This window comes from Bradyrhizobium sp., from assembly GCF_049691595.1.
Classification (GTDB): Bacteria; Pseudomonadota; Alphaproteobacteria; order Rhizobiales; family Xanthobacteraceae; genus Bradyrhizobium.
Window position 1 is genome coordinate 1 of sequence record NZ_JBAVNZ010000600.1, and the last position, 15,169, is coordinate 15,169.

The following is a 15,169-nucleotide window of genomic DNA, read 5'->3' on the forward strand; positions in this document are numbered from 1 at the left end:
CCGCCAAAATGCCCACCCCCACGGCCACCGCCACCGCCACCGCCACCGCCACCGAAATGCGCGCCACCTCCATGACCGCCGTGGCCACCGCCGCCTCTTGCCGCGGCATGTTCGGCGGCCGGCAGCAAGGTCGCGAGAACAAGAACGGCTATCCTGATATTGAGCGTCGACATGGCACTGGCACCGGTGCGTTGCGAACTTGCAGCTTGTTCGAACAACGCAAGCCCGACAATATGGTTCCCTTGTGGCCGCTGCATGGTTCCGTTGTGGCGGCCGCGCGGCGACAGCCCGCGCGACGAAAGACACAAGCCTCATTCGATCGGCATTTGTCAGCAAAAATGGAATTTGAATCATGCACGTCAAGGACAGGGTATGTGTGGTCACGGGAGCGGCGAGCGGCATTGGCGAGGCGACCGCGCGGGCCTTTGCCGGGGCCGGCGCCCGCGGCGTGGTTCTTGCCGACCTCAAGAGCTCGCGCGAGCGGCTCGCCAAAGTCGCTGGCGACATCGACGGCCTCGCGGTGACCGCCGATGTCGGACGGGAAGAAGACATCAAGGCGCTGATATCGGCGGCCGAAGCCAAATACGGACCGATCGACGTGTATTTTTCCAATGCCGGCCTGTCGCGCAAAGGGCAGGAAACCGCCAGCGACGCCGACTGGGATGTGAGCTGGCGCGTCCATGTCATGAGCCATGTGTTCGCCGCGCGCGTGCTGGTGCCGGACATGCTCGCGCGCGGCTCGGGCTATTTGTTGAACACCGCCTCCGCGGCCGGCTTGCTGGCGTCTCTGAACTCCATGCCCTATGGCGTGACCAAGAACGCGGCGATAGCGCTCGCCGAACATCTCGCCATTCAATATGGCGACCGCGGCATCCGCGTCTCCGTGCTGTGTCCGCAATCGGTGCAGACCGGCATGACGACGCCGGGCCCGAGTGCCGCGCGCCTCGACGGCGTGCTGCAGCCTTCCGAAGTGGCCCGCATGGTGATCGAGGCGATGGAGGAAGAGCGCTTTCTGATTCTGTCTCACCCGCAGGTGCACGAATACATGCAGCGGAAAGCCTCCAGCCGTGAGCGCTGGCTTTCCGGGATGCGGCGGCTGCGCGACAAGATCCATGGCGCGCAGCATGCCGGCTGAAACCCGGCAGAGCTCAGCGGTTGAGCGCGGCGACCCACGCCGCGAACGCGTCCAAAATCTCCATCATCACCTCGCGGTCGTCGCGGCCCGAGCGCACCGGCACGTGGAAGGAATGATCGGCGTCCTTGACGAGATGCAGCGTCGCCAGGGATCCGAGGTTCTTGACGACGGGTTCGAGAAGCGTCAGTTGCGCGAGCGCATCGCGCGTCCCCTGCAGGAACAACAGCGGGATCCGGACCTCGGACAGGTGCCTCGCCCGATCGCTGGACGGCTTGCCGGCCGGATGCAGGGGAAAACCCAGCAACGCCAGTCCCTGCACGCCGGCCAGCGGCGCCTTCGCCTGCGCCTGCGACGTCATGCGTCCGCCGAACGATTTGCCGCCCGCGATCAACGGCAAGCCGGCGCAGCTTCGTGCGGCTTCCGCGACCGCAGCCCGCACCGCCTGATGGGCGACATCGGGCGCATCGGGCCGTTTGCTGCCCTTCTCCATATAGGGAAACTGATAGCGCAATGTCGCGATGCCGCGTTCGCCAAGGCCGGCTGCAATCGCGTCCATCGACGGATGCGTCATGCCGGCGCCGGCCCCATGCGCCAGGACATAGCACGCGCGCGCCTGCGGCGGCCGAAGCAGCAGCGCGGAGACCGCGGCGGTACCCTCGATCTCGATCGCGAGCGGCCGCGCGTTGACGGCCTTCATCCGATGTTACCGGTGTTCACGGCACAACCCTCGCTCCACGGCAACCTTCAGCTCAATTCGAAACGTTTGGCTGTTCCGCGTCGGTGAAATAGCTCACATTGCGGGAATTCAGTCTATGGACGTATGATGCACGGCTGTCGGATAGTCTGATACTCGATGCACGCGAGAGATGAACGGCTGTTGGCGATTTTTTGACCGCGCGCGAATATTGCACGCGCAAAACGGATGAGGGGGCGGGGCCATGCGTCGCAAGACGACAATTTTTTTCGGCTTGTTGGCTGTCACGGTTGCCACTTATCTCAAGGACGACATCAAGAAGGTCTGGAACGATATCCATGTCAGGATCGTGGAATATCAGCCGCCGGCGAAAACCATCTGGCTCAACCAGAATGTAGCCAAGGACAGGCTTAGCTGGTTCTATCACGCCGATCAGGGCACCCGGACGTTCGGCATCCCGTTCGAATGGTTCATGGCGCTGGAGCAGCCGACTGTTCCCTGGCTGTTGTTCACCGCCGCCGCGCCCTTTCACGAGACCGCCTATCTGGATCGTTACGGCTTCATTGCAGATACCGTCGTGCCCCTGGCGCCAGGCAAGCCGCCGCCGCTCCCGATCGGTTTCGCGCGAGGCGGCGCGATATTGGACGAGACCGGCGCGCCCTGGCGGAACCCGCGCACCAAGGCGGACATGACCGCGATCGGCTTGACCTGTGCCGCCTGCCACACCGGCCGGTTGACCTACAGGAACACGGCTGTCGTCATCGACGGCGGATCGGCGCTGACCAACCTCTATGAACTAAAAAAAGGCCTCGGCCTGTCGCTGCTGCTGACGCGATACTGGCCGGGCCGCTTCGCCCGGTTTGCCGATGCCGTGCTGGGCGCGGGCTCGACCGCCGAAGACCGCGTCATGCTGAGAGTGCAACTCGACCAGGTGCTGAACCAATACAAGGCGATCAAAGCGCTCGAAGACGGCGTGGCTTCCGCCAGCATCGTGGAAGGTTACGGCCGGCTCGACGCGCTGAACCGGATCGGCAACCAGGTATTTTCGATCGACCTGAAGAATCCGAGCAACTACGCCGCCCATTCGGCGCCGGTGCATTTTCCCAGGATATGGAACGCGCCCTGGTTCACCTGGGTGCAATATAACGGCTCGATCGCGCAGCCCATGATACGCAATGCCGGCGAATCGCTCGGCGTGTCGTCCGAACTCAATTTGACCGAACCGGCGAGGGGATTCTTCAAGTCGAGCGCGCGGATCGACACGCTTTACGAGATGGAGAAAATGATCGCCGGCGATCCGCCGCTCAAGGAATTTTCCGGCCTGACGTCGCCGAAATGGCCAGGGGAAATCCTGCCTCCAATCAACTGGGAATTGGCGAAGGCGGGCGCCGCGCTCTACAAGAGCCATTGCCGGGAATGTCACTTGCCGGCGGTGGAAAGCAAGGCTCTGCCGCCCGAAGACAGGGACGAGTTCTTCAGGAACCGGAAATGGTGGACGGTGAACGACGCGGGCCAGCCGCTGCTCGACGTCGAGCGCATCCCGATCGGGCACGTCGGCACCGATTCCGCCCAGGCTGACGACATGGCGAGCCGGATTGTCGCGCTTCCGGCCGATCTCGGACTGAAGGACAACCGGTTCGGATTTGCGCTGCGCGATGTGGTCGAGAAGGTCGTCAATTCATGGTACGAGCAGAAAAAAATATCCGGCGAAGACAGGCAGCGCATGAACGGGTATCGCCCGAACGAGATCGACGCGCCGCGCAAGTACAAGGTGCGTCCGCTCAATGGCGTCTGGGCGACGCCGCCCTATCTGCATAACGGCTCGGTTCCGAATATTTACGCGCTGCTGTCTCCGATCGAGGAGCGGCCGTCGACATTCTATCTCGGCAACCGCGAATACGATCCCGAAAAGCTCGGTTATCGCTCGGAAGAAAGGATCGCCAACGGCTTTCTGTTCGACACCTCACTGCGCGGCAACTCCAACAGGGGGCACGAATTCAGCAACGCCAAACGCGAGGGCGTGATCGGACCGGCGCTGTCGGAGGGCGACCGGCGCGCTTTGATCGAGTTCATCAAGACGCTCTGAATTCGGACCGCGGGCCTCAGGCGACCGGCAGGCTGACCGGCACGCTCCGGGCGTGGTGAAACAGATTGTCAGGATCATATTGCTGCTTCACCGCGACCAGGCGGCCGAGATTGTCGCCCCAATAGGCGCGGGCAAAATCGGGCAGGTCGAGATCGCAATAGTTCACATAGGATGCGCCGGGCGTGCGCGGCCGCATCGCGGCATAGACCCGCGCGACCGCCGGATCGACGATCGGCGCATGGTCGGGATGGATGATGTGCCAGCCTCGCAAATGGTTCGAACCCCGGACACGAACGCGGCAGGCACAAATTTTGGTCTTTATTTAAAGTTGTTTTTGAACTAACTTAACGCTAGTGATTGCACGATCATTTTCCGGTGCATCGAAGGCGCGACGCGCTTGCGGGGATCGGAGAAAATGGTGGCAGATATGGCGCTGGGCAAGGAAAGCGATGGCGATCCCGGGAAGACTCGAACTTCCGACCTACGGTTTAGGAAACCGTCGCTCTATCCGGCTGAGCTACGGGACCGCGAGCCCCGCGGGCAGACGCGGGCGTCGCATCCCATATCAGAGCGGGCGCCTGACCGCCAGCCTCTGGAAGGTGCGTCGTCTCCCACGAATTTCCCCAGCAATTCCAACAACGCGCCGCGGTGTTCCATCCGTCACACCAATCGGATAGGCTCGCAACCGGCACTGAAAAAAATAGGGTTGGCTGACAAGCCGCCACAAAAGGGCGAAACTCCGCTGAAATCGTGTCTTCAAGATTCGCCCCGGGAAAATTCATCTGTGATCGCATCACGTGCATCCGCCATTGCAGTCGCCGCAGCGCTCGTCATGCTGGCACCGACGCGCGCGCACGCGCAATGGTGGCGCGGCGCGCCCGCCGATTTCGAGGAATGCGCCGACGCGGCCGAGAAGGCGGCGACCAAGGAAGAGAAAACCTCGGCACTTGCCGAGTGCAACGCGAAATTCGCAGGAAGGCGCAAGCCGGGCGGCGGCTACACTTATTACGATTTTATGCAGGATCGGACCTTCGATCTTGCCGGTCCAAACCCGACGCCGGAAGAGCAGAAGAAGATCGACCAGCAATATACCGCCTATCTCGAAAAGCAGCGCCGCGACAGCATCGCCGCCGCGTTGACGGCCAAGCAACAGCAGCAGCAGGAATTGCAGCCGGTGTCGTGGCGGACCGGGACCGAAAAGACCCCGGTGCCGGTCGCGGCTCCCGTGAGGTCGCAGGCCGCAATGGGCGACATCCGACCGCCGCGGGCAAGGGCGAACTGCGTGAAGGGCTCGTTCTCCTGCAACTGGCCGCGACTTTCGGACGGGCTCAACGACCTGAAAAGGCTGTTTGGCGCGCCATCGCCCAACAAGGCCAAGCGGAGCTGAGGGCGCGACGCCGGTCCAACCGGCGTCATTCCCGGCCAACCGGTCCGCGTCAATCCGTGATCACCATCGCCCAGAATTTCCGATAGGGCGATTTCGGATTGTCCACCGATGCGACGCCGAGCCGGCGCGCGCCCGGCATCAGCAGGTTGGCGCGGTGGCCGGCGGAATCCTGCCACTGCTTGAGCATTTCGGAAAATGTCAGGAACCCTGCGCCGATGTTTTCCGCGGCGCGCGATTTGCGCAAGGGCGCGACGCGGGATGAAAAGCTTCCGGCCGCGCTGTGACTGACCGCGCCGGTTGCGGCCATGGCCTGCGCCTGTTTGAGCGCGACCGCGTTGAGCTTGCCGTCGAGCTTCACGGCGGAAAGACGGTGCGCCTGGCGATAGGCGCTGATCGCGCCGGCATAATCCGCGGCGCTGGCCGTGGCGGCGAAGCCGAGCGCGAGGCAGAGCGCAAGGAGAAACGGCATCGACGTGAATCGAAACGGCATGGACCAGATCAGTGCTTGTGGGTCCGCTTGCCGTGGCGGCGCCAAACCGGCGGGACCGATGGGACTGGCTGATAGACTTTGGCCGCCGACGCCGCCCTCTGCTCCTGCAGGCGCGCATCGTAGCCGGGCGAAGGGACAACCGTTGGCGGCGCGGCATGAGCGGCCACGGACGATAGCCACAGGCCGAGGCCCGCAACGGCCATGAGCGCCACGCTGGTTGGTTTCATGTGATCCCCGCCACTGTGTTTCCTGGCAAACAAAGTGGCACTTGATCGTCGCCATTTCAAGGCAACCACCGATCACGGCCGGATCTGATCCGGCGTCAGCGCCGGGGAGCCCTTGCGGCGGTTCTCTTTTGATGGGCTCAGGTTCGCTTGGCAGAACGGCCGCGTGGTGCCTATCGCGCAGGCAAGGGCTATCGCGGCCGTGCCTTGTAACCGTCATGGGCCACCGTTATGTTTTGCCGGCGGGGCCGACATGCGGCAGGAGACGACAATGGGTTTACTCGACGTACTCAACGGCATGCAGCAGGGCCCGCGTGGCCCGAGCACGCCGAGCGCGCCATCCGGCAGCGGCGGAATGTCACCGATCACCATGGCGATCCTGGCGCTGCTGGCCTGGAAGGCGGTCAAGCATTTTGGCGGCAGCCAGCCCGGCACCGCGCCGAGGCCGATGCCTGCCCCCTCGCCCGGCAATGTCACCGCGAGCCTGCCCGGCGGATCGGCCGGCGGCGGCCTCAGCGATGTGCTGAAAGGCGGATTGGGCGGGCTGCTCGCGGGCGGCGCGGCCGGCAGCGTGATCAGCGGCGGACTTGGCGACCTGCTGAACCAGTTCCAGCAGAAGGGTCACGGCGACACCGCGAATTCCTGGGTCAGCAACGGTCCCAACAAACCGATCTCGCCGGGCGACCTTGCCAACGCGCTGGGCGCCGATCAGATCAACGCGCTGTCCGCGCAAAGCGGCCTGTCGCGCGATGAACTGTTGAATGGCCTCAGCCAGTATCTGCCCGACGTGATCAATCACCTGACGCCGGACGGACGGCTGCCGAACGAAACCGAATTGTCAGGCCGGATTTGACCGGGCGCCGCCCGCGGCGCGGGTGCGTCGCGCGGCATCACCGTTGAAGCATCAGCAAAGGAACGGCAGCCATGAGCGGCATTCTCTGGGTCATCATCGTCGGCTTTGTCGCCGGCATTATTGCGCGATTGCTTTCGCCGGGCCCTAACAATCCGAGCGGATTCATCCTCACCACGGTGCTCGGCATCGCCGGCGCGTTTCTGGCGACCTTGATCGGCCAGACCATCGGCCATTACGGTCCCGACCAGGGCGCGGGCTTCATCACCGCGACCATCGGCGCGCTGGTGGTGCTGTTCATCTGGCATCGGCTGGTGGCGCGCGGGGTGATCCCCGATATGAACAGGTGACGGCGTAAGCCAACCCCGTCATTGCGAGCGAAGCGACGCAATCCATAGAGCGGCAACAGAAGTATGGATTGCTTCGTCGCTTCCGCCTTCGCTCGTTGAGCTACGGCGGACGAGTCGCGCCTCGCAATGACGGCCCCAAGTCTCACAAAATCAGATGCATGCCCGCATCCATCCGCACGATTTCGCCGGTCATGTTGCTGGAGCCCGGCGTCGCCAGGAAACAGACGAGCTGCGCGATATCCTCCGCTGACGAGGCGACCTTGAGCGGCACCTTCGCCACCACGGAATCGCGCACCTGCCTGGCGGCGGCCTCGCCGCGGCCCTTGGTGAACCAGGGCGTATCGATATAGCCGGGACAAACCGTGTTGACGCGGATCAGCGGCGCCAGCGCCCGTCCCAGCGACAGCGTCATGGTGTTGAGCGCGCCCTTGCTCGCCGCATAGGCGACCGATGAGCCACCGCCAGAGATGCCGGCGACCGAGGATATATTGACCACCGCCGATGGCCGGCCCGACGCCCTGGCACCGACCTCGAGCTGGGATCGCGCCGCGCGGATCATCTGGTACGGCCCGATCGTATTCACGGCATAGATGCGCTGAAAATCTTCCGCCGAAAGGCCATCGAGATTGTCATGCGGCACATGCTTGGTGGTGCCGGCATTGTTGATCAGCGCGTCGAGATGTCCGAAAGGCGCGGCGGCCGCGGCGATCTTCCTGCAATCCTCATCGCGCGACACGTCGCCCTGCACCACGACGATTTCGGCCCCCGCGGTCCGGCAGAGGTCGGCGGTTTGTTCGGCCTCCTTCCGGCTGCTGGAATAATTGACGACGATGCGCGCCCCGCCGCCCTTGGCCATAATCGCCGCGGTGGCGGCGCCCAGGCCGGAGGCAGACCCCGTGACGATCGCGCACAAACCATCCTTCGACATCCGCGTTTCCTCTTGTTGTTTTGAGCCGTCCCGTTTGCTGCGATCTACCATATCGCGCGGCGAAGTCGCTGCAAATCCGCCAAACCCCGTCGCGCGGAATTTATTCTTCGCAAGCTAAGGCGTCATGCCGCCGTCGCAGGATGCGAATGTCAGAACCGGGACGCTGCCCTGCGGACAGCGCTTGTCACGGCGCTGGCTTTTGCTCATCATAGAGCGCAAGAAAAGGCCGCGCGAGGTCGGGACGGATCGGCCCGGCTTGACCTTGCGCCAATTCAATATCGGGGAACGTCGTGGCGGAGAGTGAGAACATTGTTGCCGGGACCGCGGAGAAAATCTTCGCCGATCTCGCCGACGCCCAAACCGTCAATCGCGACAAGAAAGGCGCCTGGAAGGCGCCGCTCTGGCAGGCGCTGACCGCGGCCGGCCTGCCGCTGGCATGGGTGCCGGAGGATTGCGGCGGCTCGGGTGCGAGCCTTGCCGAAGGTTTTTCCGTGTTGAGCGCGGCCGGACGGTTTGCCGTCGCCGTGCCGCTCACGGAGACCATGCTCGCCGGCTGGCTGCTGGCGCAGGCCAAAATCGCCTCGCCCGACGGCGAGATGACGGTGGCGCCCGCGAGCCCGAAAGACCGCATCGCGCTCAATGCCGACGGCAGCCTGTCGGGCCGCGCCCGCGGCGTGCCGTTTGCCAAGGCCGCCCGACATATCGCGGTTGTGGCCAGCGGCAATGGCGGCCTCGCGATCGCGCTCGTCGACGCCACGGCGTGCCGGATCGAGGCCGGGCTCAATCTCGGCGGCGACAACAGCGATACCGTGACGCTGGACAAGGTTCATCCGGTGACGATCAGGCCGGCGCCGAATGGTTTTGACCACAACGCGCTGATGCTGATGGGCGGCGTGGCGCGCAGCCTGCAGATCGCAGGCGCCCTGGAATCGATGCTGGACATTTCCGTGCGCTATTCCAATGAGCGCGTCGCGTTCGAGAAGAAGATCTCGAAATTCCAGGCGGTGCAGCACAATCTGGCGCGGCTTGCCGGCGAATCCGCGGCGGCGCTGGCGGCCGCGACCTCGGCGGCGGACGCCATCGCCAACAGCACGTCGTTCAATGACGAAGTGTTCCTGGAAGCCGCCTCGGCAAAAATCCGCTGCTCGGAAGCGGCCGAAAAGGGCGGCGGCATCGCCCATCAGGTGCACGGCGCGATCGGCTTCACCATCGAGCACATCCTGCATCGCTATTCCCTGCGCGCGCTTTCGTGGCGCGACGATTTCGGCTCCGAGAGCTACTGGGCGGTCGAGCTCGGCAAGCTCGTGGCTGCGCGGGGCGCCGATGAATTGTGGCCGCTGGTGGCTTCGCGCTGACATCGAAAAAGATCGCCTGCACAGAAGTCGAGACCAACCATGACCGCAGCCCTCCGTTTCGATCCGATCCGCCTGCCGCCCGAATGTGAACGCTTGCGCAAGGAAGTGCGCGCCTTCCTGGCCGACGAAATCGCCGCCGGCACCTTCGATCCGCACCAGCCCAACCGCGAAGACACCGACGCGCCGGAATTTTCCCGCCGGGTCGGCGAACGCGGCTGGCTGGGGATGACCTGGCCGAAGAAATATGGCGGCCATGAACGCTCCTTCCTCGAGCGCTATGTGGTGACCGAGGAAATGCGCGTCGCCAATGCGCCGACAAGGCGCTTTTTCGTCGCCGACCGGCAGAGCGGCCCGGTGCTGCTGAAATACGCCCCCGAGCATATCAAGATGGACATCCTGCCGCGGATCTGCCGCGGCGAGGTCTGTTTTGCGATCGGCATGAGCGAGCCGAATTCCGGCTCCGATTTGTTCGCCGCCAAGACGCGCGCCACCAAAACTGACGGCGGCTATCTGATCAACGGCACCAAGATCTGGACTTCGTCGGCGCATATCGCCGATTACATGATCGCGATCTTCCGCACCTCGCCGCCGACCAAGGAGAACCGCCGCCACGGCCTGACCCAGTTCCTGGTCGACATGAAGACGCCGGGCATCAAGGTCAACCCGATCGGCCAGATCACCGGCCAGTTCGAATTCAACGAGGTGGTGTTCACCGACGCCTTCGTGCCGGACGATCATGTACTCGGCGAAATCGACGGCGCCTGGAAACAGGCGACAAGCGAGCTCGCCTATGAGCGAAGTGGCCCGGAGCGCTTTCTGGAAACCTATTACGTGCTGACCGAACTGGTCCGCGCGGTCGGAAAGAATCCGGATACCCGCAGCGCCGAAGGCATCGGCCGCCTGGTCGCCCAGCTTCACACCATGCGGCGGATGTCGGTCTCGGTCGCGGGCATGCTGCAGGCCGGCAAGGAGCCGGTGGTGGAAGCTTCCATCGTCAAGGACATCGGCACGGTGTGGGAGCAGCAATTGCCGCACCGGGTGCGCGATCTCGCCGCCTTCGTCGAAGCGGACGCAACCAACCGCGAGACGCTGGAAAACCAGCTGTCGTTCGCGATCAAGACCGCGCCGAAACTGACGATCCAGGGCGGCACCACCGAGGTGCTGCGCGGCATCATCGCCCGCGGGCTCGGCTTGCGCTAATTCAACGAGGAGACCTCATGAGCAAGTATACGGACATCGGCGTCGAGAAGCACGGCCACGTCGGCCTGATCGAAATCCGAAAGCCCCCGCTGAATTTCTTCGACGTCTCCCTGATCAACCAGATCGCGGACGCGCTGGAGGAATTCGATCGCGATATCGAAATCCGCAGCTCCGTGCTGGCCGCGCAAGGCAAGGCGTTCTGCGCCGGCGCCAATTTCAACGATCCGTCGCGGCAGGAGCAGGAAGAGCGCGCCAGGTCCGATCCCGCTTCCAACCTGCCGATCAATCATCTCTACGTCCAGGCGGTGCGCATCTTCCGCAACAAGAAGCCGATCGTGGCCGCCGTCCACGGCGCCGCCATCGGCGGCGGACTGGGCCTCGCGGTATCGGCCGATTTCCGCGTCACCTGCCCCGAGGCGCGTTTCTCGGCGAATTTCACCAAGCTCGGCTTCCATCCGGGCTTTGGCCTGACGGCGACGCTTCCCGAACTGGTCGGCAAGAACAATGCGGAATTGATTTTCTACACCAGCCGCCGCGTCACCGGCGAGGAAGCCACCCGCATGGGCCTCGCCAATGTCTGCGTGCCGCAGGACCGGGTGCGCGCCGAGGCCATGAAGCTTGCGCAAGAGATCGCCGAATGTTCCCCGCTCGGCCTGATCTCGACCCGCGCCACCATGCGCGCCGGTCTCGCCGACCGGGTGCTGGCCGCCACCAATCACGAGCTGGTCGAGCAGACCAAGCTGCGCGCCACCGAAGACTTCAAGGAAGGCGTCAAGGCCACCACCGAGCGCCGCGTCGCGAATTTCCGGGGGCGGTGAATTTCTTGCGCTGACACTTCGGCACGTCGTCCCGGCGAACGCCGGGACCCATACGCCGCGGCCCGCGGAAAGGGCACAACGGGAGACGGCCTCTTTTAACAATGAGCATCGGTGGTTATGGGTCCCGGCGTTCGCCGGGACGACAACTGGCTTTTTCCCACTATCAACGCGCAGCCACGATCGCGTCCGCGTAACGCTCATGCCGCGAGGTGAAACGTCACGCCGCAGAGATCGAATCCGTCGCCGGTCACCGCGAGGCCCTTCGCCCTGGCAGCGTCGCGCACCTTCGCAATATCGGCGACCTTGAATGTCAGGCCGGTCATCAGGTCGCTTCCGCCCTTGACGAAGCGAAAGCTGCAATTTGGCAGCTTCAGCTCGGCCTCGCCGTTCGCATTCCTGCTCGCTGCAATGCCGATGATCTTGCCCCAATGCGCGGCCAGACCTTCCGGATCGGGGCCTTGCATCTCGACCCCCAGCAGGGCCTGCGTCACATCCTTGCGGATCGATTTCGGCCAATCCGGTCCGGCCGGCGGATAGGGTCCCAAAATATCGTCGCTGCCGTCGGTGTGATTGAATTCGATGAACGCCGCGCGGCAGTCGCGCGGATGCAGTTGCACGCCATGATAGGGCGCATGGGTGATCACATTGGCGGTGCGCACGCCGATCGCATTCGCATGTTTGCCGCGTTGATCGGGATCGTCGCAGCAGAAGATCGCCATGTAGCCGCCGCGGCCGCCGGTCTTGTCGAGAAAGCGCCCCGCCGCCGTATTGGGCTGGGTTGGCGCCACCACTTCCAGAAGGATGGTGTCGACCGGCAGTAGCGCGTTCTCGAGGCCATACTTTGCCACGTTGCCGTCGCGGTAGCATACGCTGAGCCCCATGATATCGGCGATATCGGAAATCACGGGCTCGAGCCGCGGCGCCACCAGGCAGATTTGCCGCAGCCTCACATAGCCGGCCATGGTCAGTGGCCCACGAAAACGGGTTTGCGCTTTTCGACAAAGGCTTTTGCGGCTTCCTTGTGGTCGAAGGTGTCGCCCGAGCGCGAGTGATGGATCGCCTCGGCGTCGAAACAGGCTTCCAGCGATAGGGTTTCGGCGTTGTTGATGTTGCGCTTGATGTAGCCGAGCGTCACCGAGGGTCCCTGTGCCAGCGACATCGCCAGTTCATGCGCGGATGCCTCCACTTCGGCATCGGGCACCACCTTCGTCACCATGCCGAGATGGCAGGCCTCCTGCGCGCTCAGCACCGGCGAGGTCAGATAGAGCTCGCGCGCCCTGGCGCTGCCGAGCAGATGGGTGAGGAAATAGGTACCGCCGTAATCGCCGGACAGGCCGACCTTGGCGAACGCGGTCGTGATCTTGCAGGACGCGCTGGCGACGCGCAGATCGCAGGCAAGCGCGATCGAAAGCCCGGCGCCGGCGGCGGCGCCATCGAGCTGCGCCACCACCGGCTTTGGCATCTGGTGCAAAATGCGGGAGACTTCCATGCCGCGGCGAAGATTGGCCAGTTTGGCCTCGAAGGCGAGAGGCGCCCGCCCCTCGGCCATCGATTTGACGTCACCGCCGACGCAGAAGGTGCCGCCGGCACCCCTGAGCAGGACGGCGCGGACCTCGTGATCCTCCGCCGCGCGCCGCGCCGCATCGACCAGGCCGCGCGTCATCTCGGGGTTGAGCGCATTGCGCCGGTCGGGGCGGTTCATGGTGATGGTGAGCAATCCGGAATCGAGTTTTTGCAGCACCATTTCGTTTTCGTTCATGTGCGGTGGCTTTCGTTGTCGGTGGTCGATTTTGTCATTCCGGGATGGTGCGCCAGCACCAGACCCGGAATCTCGAGATTCCGGGTTCGCGCTTGGCGCGCCCCGGAATGACGTCGTGACTTCGTCACTCCGTCACTTCTTCACCAGCGGGCAGCGCGACAGTTCCAGCGACTGGAACGCTTCGTTGCCGGGAATGGTCGCGAGCAGCTTGTAGTCGTCCCAACGCGCTTTGGATTCCTGGGGCTTCTTGACCTCGAACAGGTACATATCGTGCACCATGCGGCCGTCCTCGCGGATCCGGCCGTTCTTGGCGAACATGTCGTTGATCGGGGTCTCCTTCATGATCTTGATGACGGCGGCCGAGTCGGTGGTGCCGGCGGCCTTCACCGCTTTCAGATAATGGGTGACCGACGAATAGGTGCCGGCCTGCACCGCCGATGGCACCCGCTTGATGCGCTCCATGAAGCGTTTGGAAAAGGCCCGGGTCTCGTCATTGAGGTCCCAGTAGAACGCTTCGGAAAGCAATAGCCCCTGCGCGGTTTCCAGGCCGACGCTGTCGATGTCGGTGACGAACGCCAGCAGCGGCGACACTTTCTGGCCGCCCTTCATCAATCCGAATTCGGCGGCCTGCTTGATCGCGTTGATGGTGTCGCCGCCGGCGTTGGCGAGCCCGATCACCTTGGCCTTCGAGCTCTGCGCCTGCAACAGATAGGACGAGAAGTCCGAGGTGTTGAGCGGATGGCGGACGCTGCCCAGCACCTTGCCGCCGGACCTCAGCACCACGTTGGTGGTATCCTTTTCCAGGTCCTGGCCGAACGCATAGTCCGCGGTCAGGAAGAACCAGCTACCGAGGCCGGCTTTGACGGCCGCGAAACCGGTGACGTTGGCCTGCGCAAAGGTGTCGAACACGTAGTGCACGGTGTAGTGACCGCAGGCTTCGTTGGAGAGACGGATCGAACCCGGGCCGTTGAACATGTTGATCTTGCCCCGCGCCTTCGAGACCTCGAGCGCGGCCAGCGCCGTTGCCGAAGCCGCCACGTCGAACAGCATTTCGACCCCCTGATTGTCGAACATGTCGCGGGCGATGTTGGCGGCGAGATCGGCCTTGTTGAGATGGTCGGCCGCGACGATCTCGATTCTGCGGCCCAGCACCTCGCCGCCGAAATCCTCGACCGCCATCCTGGCGGCCATCTCGCTGCCCGGCCCGGTGATGTCGGCGTAGAGCCCGGACATGTCGAGGATGCCGCCGAGTTTCAGCGGCGGCTTGCCCTGCGCCAGCACCGCGGTGGCCGACACCGCCAGCACGCCGGCGACAACGCCCGTCAATAACCGTTTCATGAAGGCCTCCCTGTCGAGGTGCCGCTTGGCCCGCGGCTTTTTCCACTGGCGCGATCATGCCGCATGGCACGCACAGCGGCAAGCCGGGAGCCGGATGCGATCATCGTGCGGTCGCTTTCAATGCGTGCATTTTCCGCAAAGCGGAAGATCGAGGACACGCGCCCGAACTTATGCGAGCCTCACGCCAGAGGTCCTTTTCCCGGAACCTGGTGAACTCCGGCCTTTCCATCGGGCCACTGCCCATCGCTGACTTGCTGGCTGGCGATGCCATTGAGGACAAAGTTCGCCGGTCGGCTTACCTAGATGATGCGCCTCCCCCTTGGAGACACAAGCTTCCAGGGAATTATTGACAAAAAGCGATTTATGCCCTATCTAAACGTCAAATGGATTGGGAATGCTCGATCGGCGCTGGGCCTCGGTGAATACCGGGGCCCTTCGCTTTTAAGGGAAGATTTTGAGACCATAGCCCAGGATGTTGCCCTCGGCGTCTCGCCTGAATTTCGATTCCAACACGTCATAGGCACGGTTGGCCTGCGCCTGATCGATGACGTGCTT

The 15,169-nt window shown here is 63.8% G+C and carries 16 protein-coding genes and 1 tRNA gene; 9 read left to right on the forward strand and 8 right to left on the reverse strand.

Annotated features, from left to right (window positions below; genetic code table 11):
* Positions 1 to 352: 352 nt before the first annotated feature.
* On the forward strand, positions 353 to 1,135 hold the full coding sequence (locus tag WCE35_RS24030; RefSeq protein ID WP_424595804.1) for an SDR family oxidoreductase: 783 nt from the start codon (positions 353 to 355) through the stop codon (positions 1,133 to 1,135).
* Positions 1,136 to 1,148: 13 nt separating this feature from the next.
* Here WCE35_RS24030 and WCE35_RS24035 read toward each other — a convergent pair whose 3' ends face one another.
* Positions 1,149 to 1,832 carry an alpha/beta family hydrolase gene (locus WCE35_RS24035; protein WP_424595805.1) on the reverse strand — a complete coding sequence of 228 codons (684 nt, stop codon included), beginning with the start codon at positions 1,830 to 1,832 and terminating at the stop codon, positions 1,149 to 1,151.
* A gap of 241 nt (positions 1,833 to 2,073) precedes the next feature.
* Here WCE35_RS24035 and WCE35_RS24040 point away from each other — a divergent pair, with 241 nt between their 5' ends.
* Positions 2,074 to 3,915, forward strand: coding sequence for a di-heme-cytochrome C peroxidase (locus WCE35_RS24040; RefSeq protein ID WP_424595806.1), 1,842 nt, complete (start codon positions 2,074 to 2,076; stop codon positions 3,913 to 3,915).
* A gap of 16 nt (positions 3,916 to 3,931) precedes the next feature.
* Here WCE35_RS24040 and WCE35_RS24045 read toward each other — a convergent pair whose 3' ends face one another.
* Positions 3,932 to 4,186, reverse strand: a complete 255-nt coding sequence (locus tag WCE35_RS24045) for a BBE domain-containing protein (RefSeq protein ID WP_424595807.1) — start codon at positions 4,184 to 4,186, stop codon at positions 3,932 to 3,934.
* Between the two features lie 179 nt (positions 4,187 to 4,365).
* Positions 4,366 to 4,442 (reverse strand) — tRNA-Arg (locus WCE35_RS24050).
* Between the two features lie 305 nt (positions 4,443 to 4,747).
* Between WCE35_RS24050 and WCE35_RS24055 the strand changes: the two genes are divergently transcribed.
* Complete coding sequence (locus WCE35_RS24055; protein ID WP_424595808.1) at positions 4,748 to 5,302, forward strand: hypothetical protein; 555 nt, start codon at positions 4,748 to 4,750, stop codon at positions 5,300 to 5,302.
* Positions 5,303 to 5,351: 49 nt separating this feature from the next.
* On the opposite strand, the gene WCE35_RS24060 is transcribed toward WCE35_RS24055, so the two are convergent.
* Positions 5,352 to 5,771 carry a CAP domain-containing protein gene (locus WCE35_RS24060; RefSeq protein ID WP_424595809.1) on the reverse strand — a complete coding sequence of 140 codons (420 nt, stop codon included), beginning with the start codon at positions 5,769 to 5,771 and terminating at the stop codon, positions 5,352 to 5,354.
* A gap of 516 nt (positions 5,772 to 6,287) precedes the next feature.
* Between WCE35_RS24060 and WCE35_RS24065 the strand changes: the two genes are divergently transcribed.
* Positions 6,288 to 6,869 carry a YidB family protein gene (locus WCE35_RS24065; protein WP_424595810.1) on the forward strand — a complete coding sequence of 194 codons (582 nt, stop codon included), beginning with the start codon at positions 6,288 to 6,290 and terminating at the stop codon, positions 6,867 to 6,869.
* A 71-nt stretch (positions 6,870 to 6,940) separates the two neighbouring features.
* Positions 6,941 to 7,216: a GlsB/YeaQ/YmgE family stress response membrane protein gene (locus WCE35_RS24070; protein ID WP_424595811.1), complete on the forward strand. Its 276-nt coding sequence runs from the start codon at positions 6,941 to 6,943 to the stop codon at positions 7,214 to 7,216.
* 142 nt (positions 7,217 to 7,358) lie between these two features.
* Here WCE35_RS24070 and WCE35_RS24075 read toward each other — a convergent pair whose 3' ends face one another.
* Complete coding sequence (locus WCE35_RS24075; RefSeq protein ID WP_424595812.1) at positions 7,359 to 8,144, reverse strand: SDR family NAD(P)-dependent oxidoreductase; 786 nt, start codon at positions 8,142 to 8,144, stop codon at positions 7,359 to 7,361.
* Positions 8,145 to 8,434: 290 nt separating this feature from the next.
* Here WCE35_RS24075 and WCE35_RS24080 point away from each other — a divergent pair, with 290 nt between their 5' ends.
* Genes WCE35_RS24080 through WCE35_RS24090 form a run of 3 tightly spaced genes read left to right on the forward strand, consistent with a single transcriptional unit; the run spans position 8,435 to position 11,517 of the window.
* On the forward strand, positions 8,435 to 9,499 hold the full coding sequence (locus WCE35_RS24080; protein WP_424595813.1) for an acyl-CoA dehydrogenase family protein: 1,065 nt from the start codon (positions 8,435 to 8,437) through the stop codon (positions 9,497 to 9,499).
* 39 nt (positions 9,500 to 9,538) lie between these two features.
* Positions 9,539 to 10,699, forward strand: coding sequence for an acyl-CoA dehydrogenase family protein (locus WCE35_RS24085; RefSeq protein WP_424595814.1), 1,161 nt, complete (start codon positions 9,539 to 9,541; stop codon positions 10,697 to 10,699).
* Positions 10,700 to 10,716: 17 nt separating this feature from the next.
* The gene (locus WCE35_RS24090) at positions 10,717 to 11,517 is read left to right on the forward strand and encodes an enoyl-CoA hydratase/isomerase family protein (RefSeq protein ID WP_424595815.1); all 801 of its coding nucleotides are present in this window, start codon (positions 10,717 to 10,719) and stop codon (positions 11,515 to 11,517) included.
* A 197-nt stretch (positions 11,518 to 11,714) separates the two neighbouring features.
* Here WCE35_RS24090 and WCE35_RS24095 read toward each other — a convergent pair whose 3' ends face one another.
* The 3 genes from WCE35_RS24095 to WCE35_RS24105 form a co-directional block, all read right to left on the reverse strand.
* Entirely contained in the window at positions 11,715 to 12,479 is a 765-nt protein-coding gene (locus tag WCE35_RS24095) for a hypothetical protein (protein ID WP_424595816.1), read from the reverse strand.
* Positions 12,480 to 12,481: 2 nt separating this feature from the next.
* On the reverse strand, positions 12,482 to 13,276 hold the full coding sequence (locus tag WCE35_RS24100; protein WP_424595817.1) for an enoyl-CoA hydratase: 795 nt from the start codon (positions 13,274 to 13,276) through the stop codon (positions 12,482 to 12,484).
* Positions 13,277 to 13,408: 132 nt separating this feature from the next.
* Entirely contained in the window at positions 13,409 to 14,614 is a 1,206-nt protein-coding gene (locus WCE35_RS24105; RefSeq protein WP_424595818.1) for an ABC transporter substrate-binding protein, read from the reverse strand.
* Between the two features lie 303 nt (positions 14,615 to 14,917).
* Here WCE35_RS24105 and WCE35_RS24110 point away from each other — a divergent pair.
* The coding region (locus WCE35_RS24110; RefSeq protein WP_424595819.1) for a hypothetical protein at positions 14,918 to 15,169 on the forward strand (252 nt) is incomplete at its 3' end.